General features: G+C 70.9%; 5 protein-coding genes. 1 reads left to right on the forward strand and 4 read right to left on the reverse strand.

Annotation, left to right across the window (positions count from 1 at the left end; all coding sequences use genetic code 11):
- Positions 1 to 54: 54 nt before the first annotated feature.
- A complete protein-coding gene (locus AB0K37_RS15970) occupies positions 55 to 1,482 on the reverse strand; it encodes an amidase family protein (RefSeq protein ID WP_363980847.1) in 1,428 nt (475 codons plus the stop codon).
- A 221-nt stretch (positions 1,483 to 1,703) separates the two neighbouring features.
- A complete protein-coding gene (locus AB0K37_RS15975) occupies positions 1,704 to 2,144 on the reverse strand; it encodes a nuclear transport factor 2 family protein (protein WP_363980850.1) in 441 nt (146 codons plus the stop codon).
- A 159-nt stretch (positions 2,145 to 2,303) separates the two neighbouring features.
- On the opposite strand from AB0K37_RS15975, the gene AB0K37_RS15980 reads away from it, so the two are divergent.
- Positions 2,304 to 4,130, forward strand: a complete 1,827-nt coding sequence (locus AB0K37_RS15980) for a serine/threonine-protein kinase (RefSeq protein ID WP_363980853.1) — start codon at positions 2,304 to 2,306, stop codon at positions 4,128 to 4,130.
- A 54-nt stretch (positions 4,131 to 4,184) separates the two neighbouring features.
- Here AB0K37_RS15980 and nucS read toward each other — a convergent pair whose 3' ends face one another.
- On the reverse strand, positions 4,185 to 4,865 hold the full coding sequence (nucS, locus tag AB0K37_RS15985) for an endonuclease NucS (protein ID WP_345184112.1): 681 nt from the start codon (positions 4,863 to 4,865) through the stop codon (positions 4,185 to 4,187).
- A gap of 33 nt (positions 4,866 to 4,898) precedes the next feature.
- On the reverse strand, positions 4,899 to 6,023 hold the full coding sequence (locus AB0K37_RS15990; protein WP_363980856.1) for a HEAT repeat domain-containing protein: 1,125 nt from the start codon (positions 6,021 to 6,023) through the stop codon (positions 4,899 to 4,901).
- Positions 6,024 to 6,347: the final 324 nt, after the last annotated feature.

Consider the following 6,347-nt stretch of genomic DNA (forward strand, 5'->3'; position numbering starts at 1 on the left):
GCCCCAGCGGGTGGCTGGGGCCGGCGGGTGTCACCTACCGCACGTGCCCGGTCGTCAGGCCGGGAGCGTGGGCAGGAACAGGGGCCGCTTGCGGGCTCGGGTCGCCTGCTCGAACGAGTAGGCGAGGCTCAGGAGCTCTTCGTCGCGGTTCCTGTGGCCGATGAACGAGACCCCCAGCGGCAGATAGGTGTCGGCATACCCGGCCGGGACCGTGATGCTCGGATACCCGGCGACCGCCGCCGGGGTGTAGGAGTACACCCAGGTTTTGCGGCGCTCGGAGAGCCCCGTAGCCGGGTCGTTGGACGGAGCCATGACCGCATGCAGGCGGTGTCCCCTGAAGAGGCGGTCGATGGTTCCGCGAGTCTCTCTGCTGATCCGGGTGCGTTCCTCCTGGTACTGCCGCGGTGAGCGGGCGATGTCCGAATCTTGAGCTTCTTCGAGTCTGGCGATCCCGAACTCGGACGTCCGCTCGGCGGGATGACCGCGGAAAGCGATCAACTCGTCGAGATCGTGAGGGTGTTCGCCGCCGAGCGAGTTCAGGTAGGCATTGAGGCTCACCTTGAACTCGTAGGGAAGTACACCGGACGTGTCAGGTTCGGGCAGGTCCACCTCAACGGTGGTCGCGCCCATCTCGTGGAGCTTCGCCGTGGCTTCGGCGAGAACACGATCCACGTCCGGGTGGCTTCTGCCTCCCCTGATCCCGCGCCACACACCGATCCTGGTCCCGGGTGGAAGGTCCGTTTCCAGGCGGATGGCGAAGCGAGGGGTTGCGATCACCTGGAACACCGCGGCGGCATCCGCCACGTTCCGGGTGATCGGCCCGGCGGTGTCCTGGTACGGCGAGACCGGCACGATGCCGGTCCCGCTGACCCGTCCCAGGGACGGTTTGAAGCCCACAACACCGGTCATCGCGGCGGGCGCGATGATGGAGCCGCAGGTCTCGGTGCCGAGCGACACCGGGGAAAAACCTGCGGCCTCGGCTGCCGCGGAACCGCAGGAAGACCCGTTCGTGATCCGATCCAGAACGCAGGGGTTCCGGGTCTGGCCGCCGATCGGACTCCAACCGATGAGGGCGGTGGAGCTTCGGTAATTGGCCCACTCCGACGTGTTCGTCTTGCCGAGGAGGATCGCGTTGCTTCGGCGCAGCCGGACCACCACCTCCGCGTCGCGGTGCGGCATGGCGTGCCGCATGGCCTCGGAACCCGCCGTCGTGGGCGTACCTTTGGTGTCGATGAGGTCCTTCGCCAGGTACGGAATCCCGGCGAGCGGTCCGAGTGGGATACCTGAGGCTCGAAGCCGGTCGATCTGACGGGCCTCTGCCAACGCGTTCGGATTCACGGTGATGACCGCGTGCAGTACGGGGTTCAGCCGCTCGATGCGCTTCAGGCAGTGCGCGGTGAGCTCTTCTGCGGTCAGCAGACCGGTCGCCATTGCTCTCAGCAAATCGCGAATGGTCATTTCCTCGAAAAAGGCCGCTTCCATCGGCCCTCCTCCTGTCTGGATTGCGTCCGCCGTACGGCGGGGCCGCCTTTGGCGACCATCCAGGACAGTCCGAGCTTGGAGCACTGCGTCAAGAAGTTGCTTCTGGCTGATCGCGTTTGTCAGCGGAGGTCGTACTCTGCATAACCGTGCCCCTGATCCGCCACGGCAAGTCAGGGGCACGACGGGCGACACAGGCCCTGGAGGTTCGGGTCAGCGTCTCGTCAGGGGTGGAGGTCGACCACGCCCTTGCCGCTCGCCATGTCGAGGGGGACGGAGACCTGGTCGTGCGCGATCAGCCAGTCGTCGCCGGCCTTCCGGAAGCAGAAGGTGGCGCGGACCCACATGCCGCTCGTCGCCGTTCCGTTCTTCAGCGTGCCGCTGAGCCGGCCGAAGCAATGCCCGAAGGCCACGTCCCCGCCCACGGTGATCGTCAGGTCGCGGACCTCGTAATCCACCTCCTCAAAGAACGTGAACACGTTCGTCCAGTTCTTCATCTTCGCGGCGATCCCGACGTGCTGGAGCGGCGGTTCGACGTCGAAGGACACGACGTCCTCGGCGTAGAGCCGCTCCAGGGCCTTCAGGTCCTTGGCGCGGATCCCTTCGACGATCTTGTCGATCTGCTGCCGGATCCTGCCTTCGTCGACCTCGTGCTGCGCGGTCATGGACACCCACCCCTTCGATCAGTGAGGAACATCGGCCTTCTCCCCTATGACGGAGCGGAGCCCGGAAATGTGATGCCCTCGCGGAGACGATCGCGTCCGAACCTCCTCGCGGACGGTCGCGTCACATGATCAACACGGCCGGGGCGGCGAGGAGAGCACGTGGGCGAGTGGAAGATCTCCGGTTTTCGCGAGGTGCGCGAACTCGGGGCGGGGGCGCAGGGACGCGTCGTCCTGGCGCAGCACGAGGAGACCGGGTTCCCGGTCGCGGTGAAGTACGTCGTCGCCGGGCCCGACACGGCCGCGTCGGAGGCGTTGCGGCGCGAGGCCGAGATGCTGGCCCGGGTGGAGAGCCCGCACGTGGCCCGGCTCTACCAGCTGGTGGAGGGCGAGCACGGCGCCGCCCTCGTGATGGAGGCGGTCGACGGCGTCTCGCTCAAGGTGGTCCTCGCCGAGCACGGGCGACTGGATCCGCAGGCGGCGCTGACCGTCCTGAAGGGGTCGCTGCTCGGCCTGGCGGCGGCGCACGCGGTGGGCGTCGTCCACCGGGACTACAAGCCCGCCAACGTGGTGGTCCCCGAGGACGGGCGAAGCAAGCTCATCGACTTCGGCATCGCGTCGGCCGCCGGTTCGGCGTCGCGGTCGGGCACGCCGTCCTACATGGCGCCGGAGCAGTGGCTGGCGGGCGAGGCCGGCCCGTCCGCCGACGTGTACGCGGCGACCTGCGTCTTCTACGAGTGCGTCATGGGCCGGCGCCCGTTCGGCGCGGACAGCGCCGTCGGGCTGCGCGGGCAGCACCTCACCGCCCCCGTTCCGCTGGAGGACTTCCCCGTCCCGCTGCGCCCGCTGGTCGCCCGGGGCCTGGCGAAGAACCCGGCGGAGCGGCACGCCGGGGCCATGGAGTTCGTCGCCGAGCTTGAGAGCATCGCCCGCGCGGCCTACGGGGACGACTGGGAGGGCCGCGGCATCCGCACGCTCGCAGCGGCGGCGGCGGGGCTGTCCGTGCTGTTCCCGCTCGCCGCCGCGGGGATCTCGGCGCCGGCGGGCACCGCCGCCGCGGGAGCCGCCGCCGGGACCGCGGGCGCGGGAGGCGCCGGAACGGCCGGGACCGTCGCCGCGGGCGCCGGGAACACCGCGGCGGGCTTCCTCGCCAAGGCGAGCGTGGTCAAGGCCGCGCTGGTCGTCGCGGGGGCGACCGCGGCGGGGACCGTCGGTGTGGTCACCTACGAGACCACGCGCCCGGAGGCGGCGGAAGCACCCGCGATCACTCTCGCCGCCCTGAACCGGACGTACGCCGACGGGGTGCTGGAGGTCAAGGGCGGCCAGTATGCCCAGGTCACGGGGATGAAGAACGCGTCGGTCCAGACCGCGGCCAACAGGGCGCTGCGCGTCCCGCTCGACCAGGCCATCACGTTCTACAAGGAATGGGGCAGGACGGCCGGCGCGCGCGCCGCCTGCGGCGGCCGGACGAACCTGCTGAGCACGACCGTCGTCAAGGGGCTGACCGGCCCGGACCTCGTGTCGGTGCGCTACGTCCCGAAGTTCCAGCGCAGATGTGGCAAGGGGCCCGGACACTTCCCGGGCTTCGTCGTCACCGTCGACCTGCGCACCGGTCGCGCGCTGACGGCCGACGACGTCTTCAAGCCCGCCTCGTTCGGCGCGACCGGGATGAAACGGCTGTGGGACGGGCTGCCGGAGGGGGACGACAAGCAGCAGTTGATGCGCGGCCACTCCGGCTCGGGCGGTTTCTTCAACCCCTTCCAGCGCTCTTCGTTCTTCCCGAGTCCCCGGGAACCCGGGTCGCCGCCGTGGGCGCAGCCGTTCTTCGGTGTGAAGCGGTTCGACCTCATCTACGCCGGGCTGGACGACGGCCCGGCCACCTCGGCCTTCGATCTGGGCCGCACGAGTTGCTACGACTTCGCCATCCCGTACGGGAAGGTGAAGGACCTCTTCAAGCCCGAACTGGCGGCCAGGCTCCCCGTCGCGTGACCCTTCGCCGTCACCGGACGCCCCGGGCCGCGTGACCGCGGCCCGGGAGGGGCGTCAGAAGAGGGTTCCCTCGTGCTCGATGCCGCGCAGGGCGTCGTAGTCGAGGGTGACGCAGGTGATGCCGCGGTCGGTGGCGAGGACGCGGGCCTGGGGCTTGATCTCCTGGGCCGCGAAGACGCCGCGGACGGGGGCCAGGTGCGGGTCGCGGTTCAGCAGCTCCAGGTAGCGGGTGAGCTGCTCGACGCCGTCGATCTCGCCTCGGCGCTTGATCTCGATGGCGACGGTGGCGCTCGTGGCGTCGCGGCAGAGGATGTCGACCGGGCCGATGGCGGTGGGGAACTCGCGGCGGATCAGGGTGTAGCCGTCGCCGAGGGTGGTGATGTGCTCGGCGAGCAGTTCCTGAAGGTGCGCTTCCACGCCGTCCTTCTGGAGGCCGGGGTCGATGCCGAGCTCGTGGCTGGTGTCGTGCACGAGCTCCTCGATGGTGAGGATCAGGCGCTCGCCCGACTTGCCGTGCGTGACCGTCCAGCGTGCGATGGCGCCGTTCTCCTCATAGACCTCCTCGCGCAGCGAGCAGGGCGGGTTCATCCAGTTGAGGGGCTTGTAGGCGCGGTCGTCGGCGTGCACGCTCACGCTCCCGTCCGCCTTGATCAGGATCAGGCGGAGGGCCATCGGCAGGTGGGCGGTGAGCTTGCCGGCGTAGTCGACGCTGCAGCGGGCGATAACGAGACGCACGGTGCATCACCTTAGTGCGACGTCAGGCCTGGTTCAGGCGAGACCGGCGTACCGGCGGCACTCGTCGTGGTCGGCGGGCAGGCCCCAAGCGCGGAGGATCTCCATCAGATTTCCCCACCGCCAGCTCTCGGGCGGCAGTTCGGCGATCGTGCGGACAGTCCGCTGCTGCGCGGAGGTGAGGTCGGCGAACCGGGGGAGGGGGAGGGCCGGGGCGCGGAACGTCAGTCTGAGCGCCGCCCCGGCCATCGGGAACGACGCCTCGTCGGACGTGCGGGACAGGCCGTCGAGGACGGCGTCGACGGCATCGGGCGGCGCCTCGTCCAGCGCGGCCAGCGTCAGGGCCGAGTAGAGGCGCAGGTCGCCCTCCAGAAAAGCCGCCTCGCCCTCGGGCGGGGACGCGCTGGAGGCCGCCAGCTCGGCGATGACGGGTGCGTCGGCCGCCCCCAGCCGGGCGAGCGCGATCGCGGCGGCCCAGCGCGGCAGTGGCTCGGCGGCGGCCAGGTGCCCGCGGAACCGGGGGAGCAGCGCCCGGCCCTCCAGCAGCCCGGCGGCGACGAGCGCGTGCGCGACGACGATGGGGTCGTGCTCGGCTTCGAGCAGCGCCTCCAGCGCGGGGAGGGTGGTCGCCGCCTCCTCGGGGAACCAGCCGGCCGTGTACGCGGCGGCGGCCCGCACTCCGGCGTCGTCATCACCGAGCAGGGTCCGCACGGTGGGCAGACCGGCGCGGACGGCGTCGTAGGCGGCGAGTTCCGCCTCGACGGAGCGCAGCGCCCACGCGAAGTCGAGGTGGTCCCGGTCGCCGGTCTCCCGCAGCCGCGCGGCCTCCTCACGCCAGGTCGTGATGTCGACGCCGGACGGCAGGTGCGCCTCGTCGTACCCGATGGCCAGCGCGGCCGTCAGGTAGAGCGGCCAGGTGCGTTCCGGAGCGCCGGGGTGGGACGCCAGCCCGAGCAGGAACGGGACCGCTGCGGCGGACGCGCCGTACCGGCTCCCCTGATGGAAGATGGTGGTGAAGAGCTCGCCGAGCGCCGCTTCCCGCTCGTCCTCGTCGGGCGAGGAAAGCGCGCGCAGCAGGTCGGGCACGTCCTCCGCCGAGCCGTAGGCGTGGTCGAGGCCCGCCCAGTCGATGCCGTCCAGTCCCGCCAGCGGTTCGCCCATGCCGCGATCATGCCACCGGCGCCGGACCGTCCGCCCTAAGCACGCCTAAGCCCACTGACCGGGCGATATAAGGCGTCGTGCCCATGTGGGGACGGGCGCCTTAGCGAGAGTCTCTTGGATGTCGGGCCGTGCCGAATCGGCCCGCACCATTCGGGAGGGGCCGTGTACCACCACGAGATCATGCAGTCGCTCATGAGCGAGCGGGTCCGCGCGCTGCGCGCGGAGGCCGGGGCCGAGCGGGACGCGCGACTGGTGCGCCGGGCCCGCGAGTACTGGGCCGAGCGCGCCGAGCGGATCGCCGCCCGGCCGGCCGCGCGGCGGCGC

This window comes from Actinomadura sp. NPDC049753 (assembly GCF_040674655.1).
Taxonomy (GTDB): domain Bacteria; phylum Actinomycetota; class Actinomycetes; order Streptosporangiales; family Streptosporangiaceae; genus Spirillospora; species Spirillospora verrucosospora.